The sequence below is a fragment of the Enterobacter sp. 302C9 genome (genome assembly GCF_034106085.1).
Taxonomy (GTDB): domain Bacteria; phylum Pseudomonadota; class Gammaproteobacteria; order Enterobacterales; family Enterobacteriaceae; genus Enterobacter; species Enterobacter asburiae_B.
The window spans coordinates 23,507-45,148 of the sequence record NZ_JAWNBW010000009.1 but is presented as its reverse complement, the minus strand read 5'-3'; the positions used below and the strand labels follow the sequence as shown (position 1 = coordinate 45,148).

The following is a 21,642-nucleotide window of genomic DNA, read 5'->3' as shown; positions in this document are numbered from 1 at the left end:
CACTCGCCCCTAAACGATAAAGTGGATGTGCTTTTTGCCATGGAACGGCGAGATCTCGATTTTGGTTTTGACCCGGAAGACATCCCACAACAATGACTCGGATAAGATGTCCTGCGGTGTCCCCGTCGCCACAATTTGCCCTTTCTGCATCACAATCAGCGAGTCGCAGAACATCGAGGCGTGGTTGAGATCGTGGATAGCGACAATGCTGGTGACCGGTAATTCGCTGATCAGCTGCATCAGCTGCATCTGATGATGAATGTCCAGGTGGTTGGTCGGTTCGTCCAGCAGGATTTCCGTTGGGGTTTGAGCCAGGGCGCGGGCAATATGCACGCGCTGGCGCTCTCCGCCGGAGAGGCTCAGCCAGCCCTGGCCGCTTTTATCCAGCATATCCACGCGCTGCAGGGCGGCGGTGACGGTTTCGTCATCGTGGTTGCTCCAGTTGGAAAAAGCGGAGTGGTGCGGAATACGCCCGAGTTTCACCACGTCGCGCACGCGCATGTTGGCGTCCGTCATGCCGTGCTGCTCGACGAAGGCGACCCGGCGCGCCAGCTGCTTTTTGGCGATGCGGGAGATGTCCTGCCCGTCCAGAGTGACGAGTCCAGCATCCGGGCGACGAAGCCCCGCGAGGATCCGTAAAAGAGACGATTTACCGCAGCCGTTAGGGCCAAGCAGCCCTACCGTTTCGCCCCGTGACACCTTCAGCGAGACGTTGTTAACGATGACCTTTTTGCCGACCTTCCAGGTAATATTTTCAGCGCAGATACTCATCACTTATTCCTTGAACGGTAGATAATCACGGCAAAGAAAGGCACGCCAACCAGCGCGGTGACCACGCCGACGGGCAGGCTTTGCGGCGCAATCAGCATGCGCGAGGCAATGTCTGCCAGCACCATCAGGATCGCCCCTGCCAGCGCGCTGGCAATCAGTAGCGTGCGGTGCAGCGGCCCGAACAGGAAACGCATCACGTGCGGGACCACCAGCCCGACAAAGCCGATTGAGCCCGCCATGCTGACAATCGTCGCGGTAATCAGCGCGGTAGTGGTAAAGAGCGTCAGGCGCACCCACGGGACGGCAATACCTAAAGAGGCGGCGGCGTCATCACCGAACGTGAAGGCATCCAGCGCCCGGGAATAGTAGAGGCAAACGGCTAATCCAGTCAGCACCACCACCAGCGCCAGCTGGAATTCCGGCCAGCGAACGCCGCTGAAGCTGCCCAGCAGCCAGAACATCACGTCGCGCGCCTGCTGGGCGCTGGCGGAGGTGCTGATGGTGTAGGCAGTAATGGCGTTGAACAGCTGTGAGGCGGCAACGCCAGCCAGAATGGTACGTTCATTTCCCCCGCGCGCGCCGTTCGTCAGAAACGCGACAAACGCAAAGGCGGCGAACGCCCCGGCAAAGGCCCCGGCAGACAACGACACCGCACCCGTGCCAATCCCCAAAACGACGACCGACACCGCCCCGGTTGAGGCACCTGCCGACACGCCGAGCACGTAAGGTTCCGCCAGGGCGTTCTTCAGCAGGCTCTGCAATACGGCACCGCAGATGGCCAGCCCCGCGCCGCAGCAGGCCGCCACCAGCGCGCGGCTCAGGCGAAAGTCCCAGATCACGCTCTCATAGATGCGGGTGAGCGGAACCTCGGTGAGCCCCATTTTATTGCTGATGGCGTAAAACACCTTATCCAGCGGGATGGACAACTCGCCGACGCTGACGCTCAGCGCGATCGTCAGAGATAACAGTACCAGGGCGAGCAAACCCGAGGTCGTCAGAACCAGGCTCTGCCGGGCCTGAAGAACGGCGGTTGTCATCAGTTCAGCCCCAGCTTTCTGAGCTGTTCGCCGACCTGCTCAGCCCCGTAAATCGTACGGATCGTCGGGTTCATCGCCTGGCCGTCCATCACCACGATATGGCCTTTTTTCACCGCGTCCAGCTGGCTGACCGCCGGATCGCTCTTCAGGAATTTGATTTTTTCTTCCGCGTTATCCAGCGCCCAGCGGTTGCGGTCCAGGCTGGACACCACAATGACATCCGGATTGGCGGCAATAATGCTTTCCCAGCCTACGGTTGGCCATTCGGTCTCGGACGTAATGGCGTTATGGCCGCCCATCAGGCTGGCGATAAACCCTGAGGGGCTATTTTTACCGCCGACGTAGGCGTCAGCAGAAGGGGACGAACTGGAGAACCAGAAGACAAACGAAAGGTCTTTTTTACTCTTGCCGAATTCCTTACGCAGGTCGGCCTCGCGGTTTTTGAAATCGGCAATAACGGCCTGACCGCGGTCTTCAACGTTAAAGATTTTGGCGAAATCCTCAATCTCTTTATAGAGATACGTCATATCCCACAGCTTCTGGCGGCTGCCGTACATATCGCCGGTGGCTTTTTTGGTCGCGCACATGCCCGGCGACACGTAGCTGTTCACGCCCAGGGTCATCAGGTCTTCGCGTTTTGCGACCTTACTTTCAGGCCCCAGCAGCAGCGGGGACTGCGCCGGGACAAAGTCAGGATTTTGCGCAAGAACGGATTCAAGGGTCGGGATTTCGACCGTCAGGGTTTTGATTTTTGCGTTCTGTTCCGCCAGCTGCGGCAGCACTTTGGTCGGCCAGAAGGCGCTGGCCTTCACCTTATCTTCCAGGCCCAGCAGGAGCAAAATTTCGACGGTGTTCTGGCCCAGGGCCACGACGCGTTCCGGCGCTTTGGTGAACGTCTCTTTGTAGCCACAGTTTTCAATCGTCAGGGGATAGGTGGTTGCCAGAGCAGAACCGACCGACGCAATCGCCAGGCCTAACGCGCAGATGACCTTTTTCATGAAACGCTACCCTTCATTAAAATTATTATTGATGCAAATGAAACTCATTATTAAGGCGGAATTTTATACAGAGGAAACGATTTTGTGTCAATGAGGGACAATTACGCAGGGGAACAAAAGGCGGTGTCAGAAAAACACCGCCGGAATAAGGTCTTAAATGAGGCTCTCTTTATCAATCCCGAGACGCTTCATGCGTGACAGCAGGGTGGTGCGTTTTAACCCCAGACGCTGGGCGGCACCTTTTGGCCCGGCGACCACGCCGTTGGTCTCTTTCAGCACGCGCATAATGAGCTGATATTCATCTTCTCCCTCTTTTGCGGTCTCGGCGGCGGGCGCGGTCACGTCAGGAAGCGTAACCTCAGGCAGGGAGAGTTGCAGCACGTTACCGCGCGTCAGCAGCACCGCGCGTTCGATGACGTTTTCCAGCTCGCGCACGTTGCCGGGCCATTCCATCGATGAAAGAGTGCGCAACGTCTCGGCAGGAATACTGTCGATGTTTCGCCCCATCCGGCGAGCGATCTTCGCGGTAAAGGCTTTGACCAGCAGGGGGATATCTTCCGGGCGCTCGCGCAGCGGCGGCAGGAAGATCGGGAAGACGTTCAGACGATAGTAAAGATCGCTGCGAAACTCGCGGTCGGCGACCATTTTTTTTAGGTCACGGTTGGTGGCGGCAATCAGCCGCACGTCGGTCTGGATAAGCTTGTTGCTGCCCAGGCGCTCAAACTCCTGCTCCTGCAGGACGCGCAGCAGTTTCGGCTGTAGCTCCAGCGGCATATCGCCCACTTCGTCGAGGAACAGCGAGCTTTTGTCCGCCAGCTCAAAACGGCCCAGCCGCTGGCTGCTGGCCCCGGTGAATGCACCGCGCTCGTGGCCGAACAGATCGCTTTCCAGCAGTCCCGCAGGCATCGCGGCGCAGTTCATCTTCACCATACGTCGGCTGTTGCGGTTGCTCAGGTTGTGGATGGCGCGGGCTATCAGCTCTTTACCCGTGCCGGTTTCGCCCAGAATCAGCACCGTGCTGTCGCTTTGCGCCACCATCTCAACCTGCTTAAGCACGCTGTACATGGCGTCGCTGCGCCCGATGATTTCACCAAACTCGCTGTCCACGTTGTTGAGCTGTTCGGTCAGGGCCAGGTTCTCATCCACCAGCCGCTCTTTCAGGCGATGAATTTCCTGATAGGCGAGGGCGTTATCCAGGGCAATAGAGATACGCTCGGCAATCTGGCGCAGCAGCTTCAGGTTAGCGGTGGTAAACACGCCCTCCTCGCACTGCGCCAGCTTTAGCACGCCCAGCATGGTGTTGCCGGACATCAGCGGCAGCAGGCACAGGGTCTGAATTTTATTGCCCCAGGTGTTAAACAGCATCCGCTCGTACGGCGCGACCGGGTCCTGCTCGTTCAGGTTGAGCAGGAGGATCTCTTTGCTTTTGAAGACCCGCTCGGAAAGGGTGCCCGCTTCGTCCACCTCGCTCTGCTCGTGAGCCGGGTTGGCTTCATCGAGATAGTGCGTGGAGTAGATGTTCAGCTTGCCCTTGCGATGGCCGCGCAGCGCAATGCTGATGGCGTCGATTTTGAAATAGTGGTGGATCTCTTTCGAGACTTCGCTGACCAGCTCGTCCATGTCCAGGCGGGAGAGCACGGCGTTGGTGATGGCGACCAGAATGCGGAAGTTGTCGCGCTCGCGGCTCAGCAGGTCGTAATCGACGTTATTGGTGACGCGGCTTTGGATCTGCTCCGCGACGACGGCCACAATCTGGGTAAAGGTATGCAGGCGCTCGTATTCCGCCTCGCTCCAGGGCTGGTCGGTCGTGCGGATAAACTCGCAGCGGCCAAAAATCTGGCCCTCTGCCGCCAGCGGCAACATGCAGTAATGCCCGAAAGGCTGATAGAGGTCGCTTTCCGCCAGCTTCGGCCACGCCTGACGGAATTCCGCAAAGTTGCAGTGCAGCACTTCAGGCCGGGAGAGTATGCGGCGCACCGGGCCGTGCGCAAGATACGTTTCGTCTTCGTATTCAAACGTTTTGCCATTATCACGCGTCGAGTAGTAGCTCGCGCGCTGCGTTCCGCTATGCCAGAGCACAATCGCGGCGCTGTCCGCCAGCGCCGATTGCCTGACCAGCCGCGTCAGGGCATCGCTCAGCGCGCCGAGATCGGGCTGCTGTAAAAGTGTGCGCGTGATGTCAAACAGGCCCTGCTGTCCAAGATCGCTCATCGGTGTATACGGCATATTGCTTTCCAATAGAAACTGGCAAAAAAGAGACATTCAGTGCTGACCGCTTTTGGCGCGGTTCTAGCAAATACGGGGTAAGGGTTCCGCATGCGGCAGATCCAGCGTCCGCTTCACGCCATACAGCCCGGCCAGGCGCACCCCTTTGCGCTCAACCACTTCACCAATCATCGCCGCCTCTTTTCCTGACGGATGAGCCCGCAGCTGTTCAAGAACCGCTTCCGCTGACGCGCGTTCAACGCCAATCACCAGTTTGCCTTCGTTGGCGAAGTTGAGCGGGTCAAGGCCCAGCAGTTCGCAAAGGCCGCGAACGGCAGGCTTAACGGGCAGGCTGCGCTCGGTGAGTTCAATCCCGTACCCGCAGCTTGCTGCAAATTCGTGGACCACGGCGTTCACGCCGCCTCGCGTCGCGTCCCGCAGGGCTTTCACGCCGGGAATACCCCGCAGCGTCTGGATCAGCGGGGTGAGTACCGCGCAGTCGCTGCGCAGTTCGCCATCCAGCCCCAGACCTTCGCGCAGGTTAAGGATGGTCGCCCCGTGGCAGCCCAGCGTCCCGGTCACGATCAGCACGTCGCCCACGCTAAGATGCTGTGCCGCCCAGTGAATATCGGCGGGGATCGCCCCCATGCCGGCGGTGTTGATAAACAGCTTGTCGGCCGCGCCGCGCTGCACCACTTTGGTATCGCCGGTGACGATAGCTATCCCCGCCTCGCGCGCGGTCTGCGCCATGCTGTTGACCACTGCCGTGAGCGTCTCCATCGGTAACCCCTCTTCGAGGATGAATCCGCAGGAGAGGTAGCGCGGAATGGCGCCGCTGACCGCCACGTCGTTGGCCGTGCCGCAGACGGCGAGCTTGCCGATATCGCCGCCGGGGAAGAACAGCGGGTCAATCACGTAACTGTCGGTGGAGAAGGCCAGCCTGTCGCCCTGCGCGGTGAGGGTGGCGAGGTCAATGCGCGCCTGGTCTTCCTGTTCGGCGAGCCAGGGGTTGTTGAAGGCTTCCATAAACAGCCGGTTAATCAGCTGCTGCATCGCCTGTCCGCCGCTGCCGTGCGCCATTTCAACCGTATTCATGCTTCACTCTCCTGGTTGCGATACTGATACCACGCGGCACACGCCCCTTCGGAGGAGACCATCAGCGCGCCAAACGCCGTTTGCGGGTTACAGGTATCGCCAAATAACGGGCATTGATGCGGTTTGCATTTACCGGTGAGCACGTCGCCGCAGCGGGCCCGGGGATCGTCGCAAACCTGCTGCGGCTGCGGGCGGAAATGCGCTTCGGCGTCGAACGCGCGATAGGTCGGCGTCAGGCGCACGCCGGATTCGGCAATCAGCCCCAGACCACGCCATTCGCTGTCGCCCTCAACGCTGAACACATCGGCTATCGCCTGCTGCGCCCGCTCATTTCCCGCATCCGGTACCACGCGGCGGTACTGGTTTTCCACGGTACTCAGGGCCGCTATTTTCTGCTCAACCAGCATGGTGACACCTTGCAGTAGATCAAGTGGTTCGAAACCAGCGACCACTAACGGACGATTGTACTGTTCAGCGATAAAACCGTAGGCGTCTGTGCCAATTACCATGCTGACATGCCCCGGTGCCAGAAAGGCGTCAATGCCGTTTCCCGGCTCTTCCAGCAGGCTGCGCAGCGTGGGAATGAGCGTAATGTGCTGGCAGAAGAAGAAAAAATTCCCGACGCCGCGCGCTTTCGCCTGCTGCAGCGTGATGGCGGTGGCGGGCATGGTGGTTTCAAACCCCAGGCCAAAAAACACCACCTTGCGCGCGGGGTTGTCCTCCGCCAGCGTCAGGGCATCCATCGGCGAATAGACGATCCGGATGTCGGCCCCGCGCGCTTTCGCCTGCAGCAGCGAGCCGTTTTTCCCCGGCACGCGCATCGCGTCGCCAAAGGTGCAGAAAATGACGTCGGGCTGGCTGGCAATTTCAATACAGCTGTCGATGCGCCCCATCGGCAGCACGCACACCGGGCAGCCGGGGCCGTGGATAAACTCGATATTCTCCGGCAGCAGCTGGTCGAGGCCAAATTTGAAGATGGCGTGCGTGTGTCCGCCGCACACCTCCATGATCCGCAGCGGTCTCTCTTTGGTGTAGTCCAGCAGCGCCGCGCGCGTTTTCAGGTGCCCGATAAGCTGCAGCACCTGCTCGGGCGCGCGGTATTCATCAACGTAACGCATGGCTAACGCTCCTCGCCGTACAGCAGCGCGCCCACGTCAGGCTCCACGTCGAACATGTTTTGCAGGGCATCCAGCGTGTCGCGGGCTTCCGCTTCGTTAATCACGCTCATGGCAAACCCCACGTGGACGAGCACCCACTGGCCGAGACGCGATGCGCCCGTTTCATCGCTGCTGCCCACCAGCGTCAGGTCCACGTCGCGCAGGATGCCGCAGACCTCCACTTTGGCCTGGTTCCCGTCAATGGAATGGATTTGTCCCGGTACGCCTATGCACATCGTTCACTCTCCAGCCAGTTCAGCCAGGCGTCCATGCCGTCGCCGCGCGTGGCGGAGACCAGCAGGATCTCAATCTCCGGGTTCACTTCCCGGGCGCAGGCCTGGCACTTGTCCACGTCGAAATTCAGGTACGGAAGCAGGTCAACTTTGTTCAGCAGCATGATGGAGGCGGCGGCAAACATATGCGGGTACTTCAGCGGTTTGTCTTCGCCTTCGGTCACCGAAAGCACCGCCACCTTGTGGCGTTCGCCCAGATCGAAGCTCGCCGGGCAGACCAGGTTGCCGACGTTTTCAATAAACAGAATGCCGTTATCCGCCAGCGGCAGACGCGGGGTGGCGTCGGCAATCATCTGCGCATCCAGGTGGCAGCCTTTGCCGGTATTGACCTGAATCGCCGGGGTGCCGGTTTCGCGAATGCGCGCCGCGTCGTTAACGGTTTGCTGGTCGCCTTCAATCACCGCGCAGGAGACGCGCCCGTTCAGGCGCTTGAGCGTTTCCGTTAACAGCGTGGTTTTGCCGGAGCCGGGGCTGGAGACCAGGTTCAGCACCAGCTGTTTGCGGGCGGCAAAGCGCGCGCGGTTGCGGGCGGCGATCTGGTTATTTTTGTCCAGCACGTTGATTTCCACTTCCAGCATCTGGCGCTGGCTGATGCCCGGCGCGTGGGTACCCGCTTCGCCGTGGCCGTAGTGCAGATCGCCCGCAGCGGAGCGTTGCGGGGCGAAGGTGATACCGGTTAAAGCCGCAGCAGGACGCGGGGCAGGGGAAAAGGGCGCGGAGCGAAACGCGGAATGGGGGCGATGTTCATCCCCTTCTATATACAGGTTGCCTTCGGCGCAACCGCAGGTGCTACACATACTTTACTCCTTCTCGATTTCGAGGCGTTGGATCTGCATGCCGTCGTCCGCCACGATGCGAAGACCGGTGCTCTGACACTGCGGACAGCGCTGAACCTTTGATGACAGCAGGGTGACGTACTGCTGGCACTGCTCGCACCAGCACTCCGCCTGCTGCTCTTCGATATGGAGCTCGCAGCCTTCCGCCAGCGTGCCGCGACACACCAACTCAAAACAGAAATGCAGGGCGCTGGGCTCGACGCAGGAAAACGCCCCGACCTTCAGCCAGACGCCGGTGACGCGCTTCGCGTGGTTTTGCACTGCCTGCTGTTCGATAAGCTCCAGAGCCCGCTGGCAGAGGGTGATTTCGTGCATGACGCCTCCTCAATGAATTGCGCCATTGAATGCAATAACGGTGCCAGCTTGATTTTTGTTAAGGCGTGACGATGTCAACGCTGTCGAAATGACACGTCGACACCGCGGCGTTGACAGCGGTTTTGTAATTAAATCTATTTAAAATCAGCAAGATAAAAACTGGCATGGAATCTGCTTAACAGCCGCTATCTCCATTAACCGGATACCTTCTATGACTATTTGGGAAATCAGCGAAAAAGCGGATTACATCGCGCAGCGTCATCAGCAGCTGCAGGACCAGTGGCACCTCTACTGCAACTCTCTGGTTCAGGGCATCACCCTCTCGAAAGCGCGTCTTCACCACGCGATGAGCTGCGCGGCGCAGGGCGACATGCGCTTCGTCCTGTTCGGCCATTTCATCATCAACGTTACCCTGGCGGACAACTTCAACAGCCACACCATTGAGTACCACCTCGAGACAAAAGACGGCGAAAAACAGTGTATTGCGAAGGCGCAGCTGATGGCCGATGGCATGGTGGATGGCCACGTCAGCAACCGCGATCGCCAGCAGGTGCTGGAGCACTATCTGGAAAAAATCGCGCCGGTCTATAACGGCCTGTACGCCGCCGTTGAGCACGATCTCCCGGTCAACCTGAAGCAGCTGATGGATGGAAATACCTCAGCGAACGTGGCCTGACTCCTGCGTGTCGAGAAGTGTCGACAAGACAGTTTTTCGTCAAAAATGACTATCACCAGAGGATAACCCGGTGAACCGTTTTGTAATAGCTGACTCGACGGTCTGTATTGGCTGTCGAACCTGTGAGGCGGCGTGCTCGGAAACGCATCGCCTGCATGGGCTGCAGTCCATGCCGCGCCTGCACGTCATGCGTAATGAAAAAGAGTCTGCCCCGCAGCTCTGCCATCACTGTGAAGACGCCCCCTGCGCGGGTATCTGCCCTGTGAATGCCATCACCCGCGTGGATGGCGCTGTCCAGCTGAACGAAAGCCTGTGCGTAAGCTGCAAGCTGTGCGGCATTGCCTGCCCGTTCGGCGCGATTGAATTTTCCGGCAGCCGTCCGCTGCATATTCCGGCGAACGCCAACTCGCCAAAAGCCCCGCCCGCGCCACCGGCTCCGGCACGCGTAAGTACGCTGCTGGACTGGGTGCCCGGCATCCGTGCCGTTGCGGTGAAATGCGACCTGTGCAGCTTCGATGAGCAGGGCCCGGCCTGCGTGCGCACCTGCCCGACTAAAGCGTTGATTCTGGTTAACATTCGCGACATCGCCCGTACCAGCAAGCGTAAACGCGAGCTGACCATCAACAGTGATTTTGGCGACCTTTCTCTGCTACAGGCGCTTAACGAGGGGGCGAAATGAACGCGGCGATAATGATTACCAGCGCGGTAGCCTGTTTTGCTGGCGCCGCTGTTCTGGCGCTGATTTTCTCATTCCATAAAGCCCTCAGTGGCGCAATCGCCGGGATCGGCGGGGCAGCCGCTAGCCTGATGACGCTGGCAGCAGGCGGCGTTGTCCTGCTCGGCGGCCAGTCCGCAGAAACCGTAATGCCGCTGATTCGCCACACCGTTGAGATCACGCCCCTGAACGCCATCTGGCTGGTGACGTTTGGCCTGTGCGGGCTGTTTATCAGCCTGTTCAATATCGACTGGCACCGCCATCCGCACGCCAGGGCTAACGGCCTGCTGGTTAACCTGCTGATGGCGGCGGCGGTCTGCACCGTTATCGCCAGCAACCTCGGCGCGCTGGTGGTGATGGCGGAAATCATGGCGCTGTGCGGCGTGTTCCTGACCGGCTGCAGCGCCTCCGGCAAGCTGTGGTTTGCGCTGGGACGCCTCGGGACGCTGCTGCTGACGCTGGCCTGCTGGCTGGTGTGGCACCGCTTCGGCACGCTGGACTTCGCTGCGCTCAACGGCCATCCGCTGGGGAACGACGTCTGGCTGCTGGGCGTGCTCGGCTTTGGCCTGCTCGCCGGGATTATCCCGCTGCACGGCTGGGTGCCGCAGGCGCATGCGAATGCCTCCGCGCCCGCCGCCGCGCTGTTTTCTGCGGTGGTGATGAAAGTGGGTCTGTTCGGGATTCTGGCGATTACGCTGACCGGCGGACAACCGCCGCTGTGGTGGGGCGTCGTGCTGCTGGTCGCCGGAATGATTACCGCGTTCGTCGGCGGCCTGTACGCGCTGATGGAGCACAATATCCAGCGCCTGCTGGCGTACCATACGCTGGAAAATATCGGCATTATCCTGCTCGGTATTGGCGCGGGCGTGACCGGGCTGGCGCTCAATCATCCGGCGCTGATTGCCGCCGGGTTTATCGGCGGTCTTTATCACCTCGTCAACCACAGCCTGTTTAAAAGCACCCTGTTCCTCGGCGCGGGCAGCGTCTGGTTCCGCACCGGCCATCGGGATATCGAAAAGCTGGGCGGGATTGGCAAAAAGATGCCGGTGATTTCGCTGGCGATGCTGGTCGGGCTGATGGCAATGGCCGCGCTGCCGCCGCTGAACGGCTTTGCCGGGGAGTGGGTGATCTATCAGTCCTTCTTCGCGCTCGGCCAGAGCGACGCATTTATCGCACGCCTGCTCGGCCCGCTGCTGGCGGTCGGGCTGGCGATTACCGGGGCGCTGGCGGTGATGTGCATGGCGAAAGTCTATGGCGTCACCTTCCTCGGCGCGCCGCGCACCCGCGAAGCGGAAAACGCCTGCTGCGCACCGTTGTTAATGGGGGTGAGCGTGGTCGCGCTGGCGCTGTGCTGCATCGCGGGCGGCGTCGCCGCGCCGTGGCTGCTGCCGCTGCTGGGCAACGCTATTCCTCTGCCGCTGACCGTGGCGAATACCACCGTCTCTCAGCCCATGATTGCGCTGCTGCTGATTGGCGCACCGCTGCTGCCGCTCGTCCTGATGCTGTTCTTCAAACGCGACCGGCTCGCCTCCCGCTCGCGCGGTGCGGCGTGGGCCTGCGGCTACGAACACGAACAGTCGATGGTTATCACCGCCCACGGTTTTGCCATGCCGGTGAAGGAGAACTTCGCCGCCGTGCTGAAGCTGCGCCACTGGCTGAACCCAGTAGGCTGGGTACCCGGCTGGCAGAGCGCCGCCGCACCCGCGCTGTTCCGCCGTCTGGCGGTCATCGAGCTGGCGGTGCTGGTGGTCATTGTGATTTCACGAGGAGCCTGACATGAGTCTGTTACTGGCAATTCTTCAGGCGCTGGTGCTGTTCGCCGCTGCGCCGCTGCTGTCGGGCATCACGCGCGTGGCGCGCGCCCGAATGCATAACCGTCGCGGGCCTGGGGTGCTTCAGGAATACCGCGATCTCTTTAAACTGCTCTCCCGTCAGAGCGTCGCGCCGGACGCCGCAGGCTGGGTCTTCCGCCTGACGCCGTTTGTGATGGTGGGCGTGATGCTGACCATCGCCACCGCGCTGCCGGTGGTGACGGTGGCGTCGCCGCTGCCCGTGCTTGGCGATCTGATCACGCTTATCTACCTCTTTGCCATCGCCCGCTTCTTCTTTGCGATTGCGGGCCTGGACACCGGGAGCCCGTTCACCGGCATCGGTGCCAGCCGCGAGGCAATGCTCGGCGTGCTGGTGGAGCCGATCCTGCTGCTGGGGCTGTGGGTCGCCGCGCAGGTGGCGGGTTCCACCCACATCAGCTTTATCTCCCACACCGTTTACCACTGGCCGGTGGCGCGCTCGATCCCGCTGGTGCTGGCGCTGTGCGCCTGCGCGTTCGCGACGTTTATTGAGATGGGCAAACTGCCGTTCGACCTCGCGGAAGCCGAGCAGGAGCTGCAGGAGGGGCCGCTTACCGAATACAGCGGCTACGGCTTCGCGGTGCTGAAGTGGGGCATCAGCCTCAAACAGCTGGTGGTGCTGCAGATGTTTGTCGGCGTCTTCTTCCCGTGGGGGCAGATGACGCACTTCTCCGCAGGCGGTCTGGTGCTGGCCGTCGTGATTGCCGCCCTTAAGCTGCTGGTCGGCGTGCTGGTGATTGCCCTGTTTGAAAACAGCATGGCGCGCCTGCGTTTTGTGGAAACGTCGCGCATCACCTGGGCCGGTTTTGGTTTTGCATTTTTAGCGTTCGTCTCCTTGCTGGTGGCGTGATTAAAGAGAGTATTTATGTCTGAAGAAAAGAAAGGTCAGCAGTATCTCGCCGCGTTGCATCAGGCTTTCCCCGGCGTGGTGCTGGAGGAGTCCTGGCAAACCAAAGACCAGGTAACCGTCACCATCAAGGTGAACTATCTGCCGGAAGTGGTCGAGTTTCTGTACTACCAGCAGGGCGGCTGGCTGTCGGTGCTGTTCGGCAACGACGAGCGCCAGCTGTGCGGCAACTATGCGGTGTATTACGTGATGTCGATGGAGCAGGGCGAAAAGTGCTGGCTCACCGTGCGCGTCGAAGTCGACCCGGCTAAGCCGGAATACCCGTCCGTCACGCCGCGCGTGCCCGCCGCCGTCTGGGGCGAGCGCGAAGTGCGCGACATGTACGGCCTGGTGCCGGTCGGCCTGCCGGACGAGCGCCGCCTGGTGCTGCCGGACGACTGGCCGGACGAACTCTATCCGCTGCGCAAAGACAGCATGGACTACCGCCAGCGCCCGGCGCCGACCACCGACAGCGAAACCTACGAGTTTATCAACGAGCTGGGCAGCAAGAAGAACAACGTGGTGCCGATCGGCCCGCTGCACGTCACCTCAGACGAACCGGGCCACTTCCGCCTGTTCGTCGACGGCGAAAACATCATCGACGCCGACTACCGCCTGTTCTACGTCCACCGCGGCATGGAAAAGCTGGCGGAAACCCGCATGGGCTACAACGAAGTGACGTTCCTCTCTGACCGCGTGTGCGGTATCTGCGGCTTCGCCCACAGCACCGCCTACACCACCTCGGTGGAGAACGGCATGGGGATCGTGGTGCCGGAGCGCGCGCAGATGATCCGCGCCATTCTGCTGGAGGTGGAGCGTCTGCACTCGCACCTGCTGAACCTCGGCCTGGCCTGCCACTTCGTCGGCTTTGACTCCGGGTTTATGCAGTTCTTCCGCGTGCGTGAAGCGTCAATGAAGATGGCGGAGATCCTCACCGGGGCGCGTAAAACCTATGGCCTGAACCTGATCGGCGGGATCCGCCGCGACCTGCTGAAAGACGACATGATCCAGACCCGCCAGCTGGCGCAGCAGATGCGCCGCGACGTGCAGGAGCTGGTGGACATGCTGCTCAGCACGCCAAACATCGAGCAGCGCACCGTCGGCATCGGCCGCCTTGACCCGGAAATCGCCCGCGACTTCAGCAACGTCGGCCCGATGGTGCGCGCCAGCGGCCACGCCCGCGACACGCGTGCCGATCACCCGTTCGTCGGCTACGGCCTGCTGCCGATGACCGTGCACAGTGAGCAGGGCTGCGACGTCATCTCGCGCCTCAAGGTGCGCATCAACGAGGTATTCACCGCCCTGAACATGATCGACTACGGCCTCGATAACCTGCCGGGCGGCCCGCTGATGGTGGAAGGCTTCACCTACATTCCGAACCGTTTTGCCCTCGGCTTTGCCGAAGCGCCGCGCGGGGACGACATCCACTGGAGCATGACCGGCGACAACCAGAAGCTCTACCGCTGGCGCTGCCGCGCGGCCACCTACGCCAACTGGCCAACCCTGCGCTATATGCTGCGCGGCAACACCGTATCCGATGCGCCGCTGATCATCGGCAGCCTCGACCCGTGCTACTCCTGCACCGACCGCATGACCGTCGTCGACGTGCGCAAGAAGAAAAGCCAGGTGGTGCCGTACAAAGAGCTTGAGCGCTACAGCATCGAGCGTAAAAACTCGCCGCTGAAATAAGGACTCGCCATGTTTACCTTTATCAAAAAAGTAATCAAAACGGGCACGCAGACCAGCCGCTATCCGCTGGAGCCGATGCCGGTGGATAAAAATTTTCGCGGCAAGCCGGAGCACAACCCGCAGCAGTGCATCGGCTGCGCGGCCTGCGTCAACGCCTGCCCGTCGAACGCCTTAACGGTAGAAACGGATCTCAAAACCGGCGAGCTGGCCTGGCAGTTTAACCTCGGGCGCTGCATCTTCTGCGGCCGCTGCGAGGAGGTCTGCCCGACGGTCGCCATTCGCCTGTCGCAGGAATTCGAGCTGGCGGTGTGGAAGAAAGAGGACTTCCTCCAGCAGTCGCGCTTTGACCTGTGCCGCTGCCGCGTCTGCCAGCGCCCGTTCGCCGTGCAAAAAGAGATCGACTACGCCATCGCGCTGCTGCAGCACAATGGTGACGCCCGCGCGGAGCACCACCGTGAAAGCTTTGAAACCTGCCCGGAGTGTAAGCGTCAGAAGTGCCTGCTGCCGTCCGACCGTATTGATATCACCCGCCATATGAGAGAGGCCAGCTGATGGAAAACCTACTGGGCCCGCGCGACGCTAACGGCATTCCGGTGCCGATGACGGTGGAGGAGTCCATCGCCAGCATGAAGGTGTCGCTGCTGAAAAAAATCAAACGCTCGGCCTACGTCTACCGCGTGGACTGCGGCGGCTGCAACGGCTGCGAGATCGAGATCTTCGCTACGCTGTCGCCGCTGTTTGACGCCGAGCGCTTCGGCATCAAAGTGGTGCCGTCCCCGCGTCATGCGGACATCCTGCTGTTTACCGGGGCCGTCACCCGCGCCATGCGCTCGCCGGCGCTGCGCGCCTGGCAGTCCGCGCCGGACCCGAAAATCTGCATCTCGTACGGGGCCTGCGGCAACAGCGGCGGCATCTTCCACGACCTTTACTGCGTCTGGGGCGGTACCGACAAAATCGTGCCGGTGGACGTCTACATTCCGGGCTGTCCGCCAACGCCCGCCGCGACGCTGTACGGCTTCGCGATGGCGCTTGGCCTGCTGGAGCAGAAAATCCACGCGCGCGAGCCGTGCGAGCTGGACAACCGGCCTGCGGCCATCCTGCACCCGGACATGGTTCAGCCGCTGCGGGTGAAGATTGACCGCACGGCGCGCAGGCTGGCGGGCTATCGCTACGGGCGCCAGATTGCCGATGATTATCTGCGCCTGCTGAGCCAGGGCGACCATCAGGTGGCGCGCTGGCTGGAGGCGGAAAACGATCCGCGTCTCAATGAGATCGTGGCGAACCTGAACAGCATCGTGGATGAGGCGCGTATCCGATGAGTGAAACGGTGGTGTTCAGCCAGCTGAGCCGTAAGTTTATTGATGAGAACGATGCCACGCCGGATGCGGCGCAGCAGGTGGTCTATTACAGCCTGGCGATTGGGCATCACCTCGGGGTGATTGACTGCCTGGAGGCGGCGCTGAGCTGCCCGTGGCCCGAGTACCTGGCGTGGATCGCCACGCTGGAGGAGGGCAGCACGGCGCGGCGCAAGATGGAGGGCGTGCCGAAGTACGGCGAGATCGTCATCGACGCCAACCACATTGCAATGCTCGCCAACGCCTTTGACGCGGCGCTCGCCAGGCAAACTCCCGAGCAACAGGCGTGGAGCAAAACGCTGCTTAGCATGCTGCACGATATTCATCAGGAGAGCGCCATCTACCTGATGGTGAGGAGATTACGTGACTGACGTTTTACTGTGTGTCGGCAACAGCATGATGGGCGACGACGGCGCGGGCCCGCTGCTGGCAGAGATGTGCGCCGCGAATCCGCAGGGCAATTGGGTGGTGATTGACGGCGGCAGCGCGCCGGAAAACGACGTGGTCGCCATCCGCGAGCTGCGTCCGGAGAGGCTGTTAATCGTCGATGCCACCGATATGGGGCTCAACCCCGGCGAGATCCGCCTGATTGACCCGGACGACATCGCCGAGATGTTTATGATGACCACCCACAATATGCCGCTGAACTACCTGGTCGATCAGATTAAAGACGACGTGGGCGAGGTGCTGTTTTTGGGGATTCAGCCGGACATCGTTGGGTTTTATTACCCGATGACGCCGCCGGTGAAGGAGGCGGTAGAACGGGTCTATTCACGGCTTGCGGAGTGGGTTGGGGATGGAGGGTTTGAACCCCTCACCCCGGCCCTCTCCCCAGAGGGGAGAGGGTGAAAACCGCGCCGAGCAGTCCTTTATTCCCGGAGTAAAGAGGGTGAAAACCGCACCAAACGGTTCCCTCTCCCCTATGGGGAGAGGGTTAGGGTGAGGGGTAAGGACAGGCTACTCGAGATCCGCCCCGTTACTCGCAATCACCTTCTTATACCACCAGAACGATTTCTTGCGCTTGCGGTCCAGCGTGCCGTTTCCGGCGTCGTCGCGGTCAACGTACACAAACCCGTAGCGCTTGCTCATCTCGCCCGTTGAGGCGGCCACCAGGTCGATACAGCCCCAGGTGGTGTAGCCCATCAGCGGCACGCCGTCCTCAATCGCGTCGCCCATCGCGCGGATGTGCTCGCGCAGGTAGCTGATGCGGTAGTCGTCGTTGATCTCGCCGTTTTCATCAATAACGTCTTTCGCCCCGAGGCCGTTTTCCACCAGGAACAGCGGCTTCTGGTAGCGGTCGTACATCATGTTCATGGTGATGCGCAGGCCGAGCGGGTCGATGCCCCAGCCCCATTCGCTCACCTGAATATGCGGGTTACGCAGGGACTTCACGATGTTCGCCGCGCTGGTGTTGCCCGCGTTCATATCCGCCGACGCGCAGCGCGAGGCGTAATAGCTGAACGAGACAAAGTCGACGGTGTTTTTTAACAGCTCGTCGTCGCCGGGATCTTTCACAATCACCACGCCTTTTTCGCGGAACACGCGGGCGGAGTAGGCCGGATAGCTGCCGCGCGCCTGCACGTCGATAAAGAACAGGTTCTCGCGGTCTTTCTCCAGCGCCATCCACACGTCTTCCGGCTTGCAGGAGTACGGATAGAAATTTCCGCCCGCCAGCATGCATCCGACCTGGTTTTCCGGGTTCACCTCGTGGGCGATTTTGGTCGCCAGCGCGCTTGCCACCAGCTCGTGGTGCGCGGCCTGGTATTTCACCTGGTCTTCGTTTTCGCCTTCCTCAAACACCAGCCCCGCGCCGGAGAACGGGCTGTGCAGCATGATGTTGATTTCGTTGAAGGTCAGCCAGTATTTCACCAGCCCGTTAAATTCTTCAAAGCAGGTGCGGGCGTAGCGGGCAAAGAAATCGACCATCTTACGGTTGCGCCAGGAGCCGTATTCCGTCACCAGGTGCATAGGCACGTCGAAGTGGCAGAGCGTCACCAGCGGCTCAATGTTGTACTTTTTGCACTCCTCGAACACCGCGCGATAGAAGGCAATGCCCTCTTTGTTCGGCAGCGGTTCGTCGCCGTTCGGGTAGAGGCGGCTCCAGGCAATGGAGGTGCGGAACACCGTAAAGCCCATCTCCGCCATCAGGGCAATGTCTTCTTTATAGCGATGGTAAAAATCAATCGCTTCGTGGCTCGGGTAGAACTCGTCGTCACGCAGCGAAAAACGCTTTTCCTTACCGATCTTCACCGCCAGGCGATTCGCGCCGTGGGGGATCATATCGACCGTCGTCAGTCCTTTGCCGCCTTCACGGTAAGCACCTTCACTCTGGTTGGCGGCAAGCGCGCCGCCCCATAAAAATCCTTGTGGAAAAACAGACATTCTTACCTCGCTTTCAATTTATGCTTTTGCTGCGTTGTTCTGTACCGGTGCGGTCTGCAGGGCGCGCGCTTTTTCAGCCTCGTCTTCGACCGGGATATCCTCAAACCCTAAAAGCAGGGTCAGAACAAACGACAGCACCACTGCCAGCCCCATCACGCCGAACACCCAGACGATGGTCATCGGGTTGGCCGGGTCAAAGAACTGCACGCTGGTGAACAGCCCCGGTGCCGCCATCGAGTGGCTGGCAAGACCGGCCATGCCGGCGACCGCCCCGCAGATAAAGCCGCTGATCAGGCTCGCAATCAGCGGACGTTTCAGACGCACCGCCACGCCGTACAGGGCCGGTTCAGAGATCCCCGCCATAATGGCGGAGGCTGCCGCCGCCAGCGCCGTCTGGCGCAGCTCCGGGTTTTTGGTTTTCCACGCCACTGCCAGCGACGAGCCGCCGAGCGACAGGTTGGCGCCGATTTCCGACGGCATCACCATCCCTTCCTTGCCCGTTTCGGCAATGGTCTGAATGATGGTCGGCGTAAACACGCGGTGCATCCCGGTCATCACCAGCAGCGGCCAGAGCGCGCCCATGATGGCGACGGAGAGCCAGCCCAGGTAGCCGTGAATGGTGTAGACCAGCGCGGAGATGGCGCTACCGATCCAGATCCCCAGCGGGCCAATCAGCACGATGGCGAGCGGGGCGGCAATCAGCACGATCAGCATCGGCTTGAGGAAGTTTTTCGTCACCGCCGGGGTAATGCGATCCACCCAGCGTTCGATATACGACAGGCACCAGGTCATCACCAGCGCCGGGATGACGGTGTAGGTGTATTTCACCGCCGTCACCGGAATAAAGGCGAACTCAACGTGCTCGCCCTGCGCGGCTTTCGCCATCAGCTCGATAAAGCTCGGGTGCACCAGCACGCCCGCGATGGCGATGGCCAGTGACATGTTGGTTTTGAACTTCACCGCCGCCGAGGCCGCCACCATCAGCGGCAGGAAGAAGAAGGCGCCGTCGCCGATGACGGTCAGAATAGTGAGCGTCGGCGCGCCTTTTGGCAGCACGCCGGTCATCTCGAGGATCATCGCCAGCAGCTTGACCATCGAGCCGCCAATGATCGCCGGGATCAGCGGGGACATGGTGCCGATCAGCGCGTCGAGGATCCCGGCGCCAATGCGGCGTAAGGTCATCTTCTGCGGACCTTCCGGCACTGCGGGCTGCAGGTCCGTGGGCAGCAGGCTCACCACTTCGCGGTACGCCTGTGAAACCGTGTTGCCAATAATGACCTGGCACTGGTTGTCGTTGCGTACCACGCCGAGCACGCCGCTGATGCTTTTCAGTCGCGCAGCGTCGGTCAGGCTTTCGTCTTTCAGTACGAAACGCAGACGCGTCATGCAGTGGGTGACGGCGACGATGTTCTCTTTGCCGCCCAGCGCGCTGATAACGTCGTTCGCCAGCGCAGCGTAATTTTTGGCCATCGGATGTGATCCTGTTATTGTTGTGAGACATGTAGGAAACCGGTTTCACATAATCATCATGAGTTTCTGTGAATGAAACAAGATCGCTTTTTGACCATTTTTTCGTTTCGTGATGCAGATCGCAATGAGGTATCGAAAGCGTGATTTCACCGCTGCGACAATTTTTTTGCAGTGCAGTACACTGCGCTCCATCAGATTCAGACGGAATAACACTATGACCACGATGCTTGAAGTGGCGAAGCGGGCAGGCGTTTCGAAAGCCACGGTTTCCCGGGTGCTGTCGGGAAATGGCTACGTCAGCCAGGAGACCAAAGACCGGGTGTTTCAGGCCATTGAAGAGAGCGGCTATCGCCCGAATTTGCTGGCGCGAAACCTGGCAACCAAACGTACCCAGACGCTGGGGCTGGTGGTGACGAACACCCTCTATCACGGCGTCTACTTTAGCGAACTGCTGTTTCACGCCGCGCGCATGACGGAAGAAAAGGGGCGGCAGCTGATCCTCGCGGACGGCAAGCACAGCGCGGATGAAGAGCGCGAGGCGATCCAGTACCTGCTCGATATGCGCTGCGACGCGGTGATCATCTATCCGCGTTTTCTGAGCGTGGAAGAGATGGATGAGATCGTCGAGAAGTGCGAGCAGCCGATTATGGTGCTCAACCGCCGCCTGCGGAAAAACAGCAGCCACTGCGTCTGGTCAGATCATAAAGCCTCCAGCCAGGAGGCGGTGTCGCAGCTGATTGCGAAAGGGCACCGGGAGATCGCGTTTATCACCGGCTCGCTGGATTCCCCCACCGGGGTTGAGCGTCTCTCCGGCTACCGGGATGCGCTGACGCAGCACGGTATTCCGCTGCGCGAGGGGCTGATTGCGCAGGGGAAGTGGAACCCCGCCAGCGGCGCGGCGGCGGTTGCCGAACTGCTTGCGCGCGGTGAACGGTTTACGGCGCTGGTGGCGAGTAATGACGATATGGCAATCGGCGCCATGAAGCAGCTCCACGACAGCGGCGTGGCCGCACCGGACGCGGTGTCGGTGATCGGTTTCGACGACGTGGCCATCGCGCCCTACATCGTGCCGTCGCTCTCCAGCGTGCGTATTCCGGTGACGGAGATGATCAAAGAGACCATCAGCCGCCTGATCTTCATGCTCGACGGCGGTGAGTTTAAGTATCAGCAGACCTTCTCCGGCGAGCTTGTCCTGCGCGACTCCGTTATTGACGGCCCGCACCGCTGATGTCGACAGCTGTCATCGTCATAAGTGACGATGACAGCACCATTGTGATTTTTAAATTCATCTAAAATCAACAGGTTAATTATTGGCACGGTTTATGAATATCTCCGCGCATAACTGTAATGCTGGAGAAGCAGATGAACCGTTTTATTATGGCCGATGCCAGTAAGTGTATTGGTTGCCGTACCTGTGAAGTGGCGTGCGTGGTTTCCCATCAGGAGGAGCAGGACTGCGCGTCGCTCACCCCTGACACCTTCCTGCCGCGCATCCACGTCATCAAAGGCGTGAATATTTCCACCGCCGCTATCTGTCGCCAGTGCGAAGACGCACCGTGCGCGAACGTCTGCCCAAACGGGGCAATTAAACGCGAGAAAGGCTTTGTGCACGTCATGCAGGAGCGCTGCATTGGCTGCAAAACCTGCGTGGTCGCCTGCCCGTACGGCGCGATGGAGGTGGTTGTTCGTCCGGTGGTACGCAACAGCGGCATGGGGCTGAGCGTACGTGCGGAGAAAGCCGAAGCCAACAAATGCGATCTTTGCTATCACCGCGACGCCGGTCCGGCCTGCATGGAAGCCTGCCCGACGCATGCGCTGGTCTGCGTGGATCGCGACAAGCTTGAGCAGATGAGCGCCGAAAAGCGCCGTCGCGCGGCATTCGACACGTCGTCATCGCTGCTGTTCTGAACCG

22 protein-coding genes are annotated in these 21,642 nt (G+C 60.6%); 11 read left to right on the top strand and 11 right to left on the bottom strand.

Annotation, left to right across the window (positions count from 1 at the left end):
• Window positions 1-9: 9 nt before the first annotated feature.
• The 9 genes from UR289_RS16450 to hypA all read right to left on the bottom strand — a co-directional run bounded on the left by UR289_RS16450 (window position 10) and on the right by hypA (window position 8,707).
• Complete coding sequence (locus UR289_RS16450) at window positions 10-771, bottom strand: ABC transporter ATP-binding protein (protein WP_167818884.1); 762 nt, start codon at window positions 769-771, stop codon at window positions 10-12.
• On the bottom strand, window positions 771-1,808 hold the full coding sequence (locus UR289_RS16445) for a FecCD family ABC transporter permease (RefSeq protein ID WP_033146393.1): 1,038 nt from the start codon (window positions 1,806-1,808) through the stop codon (window positions 771-773). The genes UR289_RS16450 and UR289_RS16445 overlap by 1 nt, the downstream gene beginning before the upstream one ends.
• Window positions 1,808-2,806: an ABC transporter substrate-binding protein gene (locus tag UR289_RS16440; RefSeq protein ID WP_033146392.1), complete on the bottom strand. Its 999-nt coding sequence runs from the start codon at window positions 2,804-2,806 to the stop codon at window positions 1,808-1,810. Before UR289_RS16440 ends, UR289_RS16445 begins: the two co-directional genes overlap by 1 nt.
• Before the next feature lie 153 nt (window positions 2,807-2,959).
• Window positions 2,960-5,032: a formate hydrogenlyase transcriptional activator FlhA gene (flhA, locus tag UR289_RS16435; protein ID WP_320710949.1), complete on the bottom strand. Its 2,073-nt coding sequence runs from the start codon at window positions 5,030-5,032 to the stop codon at window positions 2,960-2,962.
• A 63-nt stretch (window positions 5,033-5,095) separates the two neighbouring features.
• Entirely contained in the window at window positions 5,096-6,106 is a 1,011-nt protein-coding gene (gene hypE, locus UR289_RS16430) for a hydrogenase expression/formation protein HypE (protein WP_033146390.1), read from the bottom strand.
• Entirely contained in the window at window positions 6,103-7,224 is a 1,122-nt protein-coding gene (gene hypD, locus UR289_RS16425; protein WP_320710947.1) for a hydrogenase formation protein HypD, read from the bottom strand. The genes hypE and hypD overlap by 4 nt, the downstream gene beginning before the upstream one ends.
• A 2-nt stretch (window positions 7,225-7,226) precedes the next feature.
• Window positions 7,227-7,499 carry a HypC/HybG/HupF family hydrogenase formation chaperone gene (locus UR289_RS16420; protein ID WP_023308975.1) on the bottom strand — a complete coding sequence of 91 codons (273 nt, stop codon included), beginning with the start codon at window positions 7,497-7,499 and terminating at the stop codon, window positions 7,227-7,229.
• Window positions 7,490-8,353: a hydrogenase nickel incorporation protein HypB gene (hypB, locus tag UR289_RS16415; protein ID WP_320710946.1), complete on the bottom strand. Its 864-nt coding sequence runs from the start codon at window positions 8,351-8,353 to the stop codon at window positions 7,490-7,492. Before hypB ends, UR289_RS16420 begins: the two co-directional genes overlap by 10 nt.
• Before the next feature lie 3 nt (window positions 8,354-8,356).
• Window positions 8,357-8,707 (bottom strand): hydrogenase maturation nickel metallochaperone HypA, encoded by a 351-nt coding sequence (gene hypA, locus UR289_RS16410; protein ID WP_047059961.1) that lies wholly within the window; start codon window positions 8,705-8,707, stop codon window positions 8,357-8,359.
• A gap of 211 nt (window positions 8,708-8,918) precedes the next feature.
• On the opposite strand from hypA, the gene hycA reads away from it, so the two are divergent.
• The 9 genes from hycA (at window position 8,919) to hycI (ending at window position 16,727) form a co-directional block, all read left to right on the top strand.
• Entirely contained in the window at window positions 8,919-9,383 is a 465-nt protein-coding gene (hycA, locus tag UR289_RS16405; RefSeq protein ID WP_045404197.1) for a formate hydrogenlyase regulator HycA, read from the top strand.
• Window positions 9,384-9,453: 70 nt separating this feature from the next.
• Window positions 9,454-10,062, top strand: a complete 609-nt coding sequence (locus UR289_RS16400) for a 4Fe-4S dicluster domain-containing protein (protein WP_320710945.1) — start codon at window positions 9,454-9,456, stop codon at window positions 10,060-10,062.
• Entirely contained in the window at window positions 10,059-11,873 is a 1,815-nt protein-coding gene (hycC, locus tag UR289_RS16395) for a formate hydrogenlyase subunit 3 (protein WP_320710944.1), read from the top strand. Before UR289_RS16400 ends, hycC begins: the two co-directional genes overlap by 4 nt.
• 1 nt (window position 11,874) lies before the next feature.
• Window positions 11,875-12,798, top strand: a complete 924-nt coding sequence (locus UR289_RS16390) for a respiratory chain complex I subunit 1 family protein (protein WP_320710942.1) — start codon at window positions 11,875-11,877, stop codon at window positions 12,796-12,798.
• A gap of 15 nt (window positions 12,799-12,813) precedes the next feature.
• On the top strand, window positions 12,814-14,523 hold the full coding sequence (gene hycE, locus UR289_RS16385) for a formate hydrogenlyase subunit HycE (protein WP_047059952.1): 1,710 nt from the start codon (window positions 12,814-12,816) through the stop codon (window positions 14,521-14,523).
• Between the two features lie 9 nt (window positions 14,524-14,532).
• Window positions 14,533-15,075, top strand: a complete 543-nt coding sequence (locus UR289_RS16380) for a formate hydrogenlyase complex iron-sulfur subunit (RefSeq protein ID WP_182071570.1) — start codon at window positions 14,533-14,535, stop codon at window positions 15,073-15,075.
• Complete coding sequence (locus UR289_RS16375; RefSeq protein WP_320710940.1) at window positions 15,075-15,842, top strand: NADH-quinone oxidoreductase subunit B family protein; 768 nt, start codon at window positions 15,075-15,077, stop codon at window positions 15,840-15,842. The genes UR289_RS16380 and UR289_RS16375 overlap by 1 nt, the downstream gene beginning before the upstream one ends.
• Window positions 15,839-16,249, top strand: a complete 411-nt coding sequence (locus UR289_RS16370) for a formate hydrogenlyase maturation HycH family protein (protein ID WP_039263385.1) — start codon at window positions 15,839-15,841, stop codon at window positions 16,247-16,249. Before UR289_RS16375 ends, UR289_RS16370 begins: the two co-directional genes overlap by 4 nt.
• Window positions 16,242-16,727 (top strand): hydrogenase maturation peptidase HycI, encoded by a 486-nt coding sequence (hycI, locus tag UR289_RS16365; protein WP_048975984.1) that lies wholly within the window; start codon window positions 16,242-16,244, stop codon window positions 16,725-16,727. The genes UR289_RS16370 and hycI overlap by 8 nt, the downstream gene beginning before the upstream one ends.
• Window positions 16,728-16,835: 108 nt before the next feature.
• On the opposite strand, the gene UR289_RS16360 is transcribed toward hycI, so the two are convergent.
• Together UR289_RS16360 and ascF are read right to left on the bottom strand one after the other, a co-directional pair.
• A complete protein-coding gene (locus UR289_RS16360) occupies window positions 16,836-18,260 on the bottom strand; it encodes a 6-phospho-beta-glucosidase (RefSeq protein ID WP_054830370.1) in 1,425 nt (474 codons plus the stop codon).
• Between the two features lie 18 nt (window positions 18,261-18,278).
• Window positions 18,279-19,730, bottom strand: coding sequence for a PTS cellobiose/arbutin/salicin transporter subunit IIBC (gene ascF, locus UR289_RS16355; protein ID WP_032660344.1), 1,452 nt, complete (start codon window positions 19,728-19,730; stop codon window positions 18,279-18,281).
• A 214-nt stretch (window positions 19,731-19,944) separates the two neighbouring features.
• Here ascF and UR289_RS16350 point away from each other — a divergent pair, with 214 nt between their 5' ends.
• Window positions 19,945-20,958, top strand: a complete 1,014-nt coding sequence (locus UR289_RS16350; protein WP_320710935.1) for a LacI family DNA-binding transcriptional regulator — start codon at window positions 19,945-19,947, stop codon at window positions 20,956-20,958.
• A gap of 134 nt (window positions 20,959-21,092) precedes the next feature.
• Window positions 21,093-21,638, top strand: coding sequence for an electron transport protein HydN (gene hydN, locus UR289_RS16345; protein WP_319876675.1), 546 nt, complete (start codon window positions 21,093-21,095; stop codon window positions 21,636-21,638).
• The last annotated feature ends 4 nt before the right edge of the window (window positions 21,639-21,642 follow it).

Excerpts from the sequence above, each read along its gene's own strand:
- UR289_RS16450 (WP_167818884.1), bottom strand. The coding sequence starts at position 771 with ATGAGTATCTGCGCTGAAAATATTACCTGGAAGGTCGGCAAAAAGGTC.
- UR289_RS16445 (WP_033146393.1), bottom strand. The coding sequence starts at position 1,808 with ATGACAACCGCCGTTCTTCAGGCCCGGCAGAGCCTGGTTCTGACGACC.
- UR289_RS16440 (WP_033146392.1), bottom strand. The coding sequence starts at position 2,806 with ATGAAAAAGGTCATCTGCGCGTTAGGCCTGGCGATTGCGTCGGTCGGT.
- flhA (WP_320710949.1), bottom strand. The coding sequence starts at position 5,032 with ATGCCGTATACACCGATGAGCGATCTTGGACAGCAGGGCCTGTTTGAC.
- hypE (WP_033146390.1), bottom strand. The coding sequence starts at position 6,106 with ATGAATACGGTTGAAATGGCGCACGGCAGCGGCGGACAGGCGATGCAG.
- hypD (WP_320710947.1), bottom strand. The coding sequence starts at position 7,224 with ATGCGTTACGTTGATGAATACCGCGCGCCCGAGCAGGTGCTGCAGCTT.
- UR289_RS16420 (WP_023308975.1), bottom strand. The coding sequence starts at position 7,499 with ATGTGCATAGGCGTACCGGGACAAATCCATTCCATTGACGGGAACCAG.
- hypB (WP_320710946.1), bottom strand. The coding sequence starts at position 8,353 with ATGTGTAGCACCTGCGGTTGCGCCGAAGGCAACCTGTATATAGAAGGG.
- hypA (WP_047059961.1), bottom strand. The coding sequence starts at position 8,707 with ATGCACGAAATCACCCTCTGCCAGCGGGCTCTGGAGCTTATCGAACAG.
- hycA (WP_045404197.1), top strand. The coding sequence starts at position 8,919 with ATGACTATTTGGGAAATCAGCGAAAAAGCGGATTACATCGCGCAGCGT.
- hycC (WP_320710944.1), top strand. The coding sequence starts at position 10,059 with ATGAACGCGGCGATAATGATTACCAGCGCGGTAGCCTGTTTTGCTGGC.
- UR289_RS16390 (WP_320710942.1), top strand. The coding sequence starts at position 11,875 with ATGAGTCTGTTACTGGCAATTCTTCAGGCGCTGGTGCTGTTCGCCGCT.
- hycE (WP_047059952.1), top strand. The coding sequence starts at position 12,814 with ATGTCTGAAGAAAAGAAAGGTCAGCAGTATCTCGCCGCGTTGCATCAG.
- UR289_RS16380 (WP_182071570.1), top strand. The coding sequence starts at position 14,533 with ATGTTTACCTTTATCAAAAAAGTAATCAAAACGGGCACGCAGACCAGC.
- UR289_RS16375 (WP_320710940.1), top strand. The coding sequence starts at position 15,075 with ATGGAAAACCTACTGGGCCCGCGCGACGCTAACGGCATTCCGGTGCCG.
- UR289_RS16370 (WP_039263385.1), top strand. The coding sequence starts at position 15,839 with ATGAGTGAAACGGTGGTGTTCAGCCAGCTGAGCCGTAAGTTTATTGAT.
- UR289_RS16360 (WP_054830370.1), bottom strand. The coding sequence starts at position 18,260 with ATGTCTGTTTTTCCACAAGGATTTTTATGGGGCGGCGCGCTTGCCGCC.
- ascF (WP_032660344.1), bottom strand. The coding sequence starts at position 19,730 with ATGGCCAAAAATTACGCTGCGCTGGCGAACGACGTTATCAGCGCGCTG.
- UR289_RS16350 (WP_320710935.1), top strand. The coding sequence starts at position 19,945 with ATGACCACGATGCTTGAAGTGGCGAAGCGGGCAGGCGTTTCGAAAGCC.
- hydN (WP_319876675.1), top strand. The coding sequence starts at position 21,093 with ATGAACCGTTTTATTATGGCCGATGCCAGTAAGTGTATTGGTTGCCGT.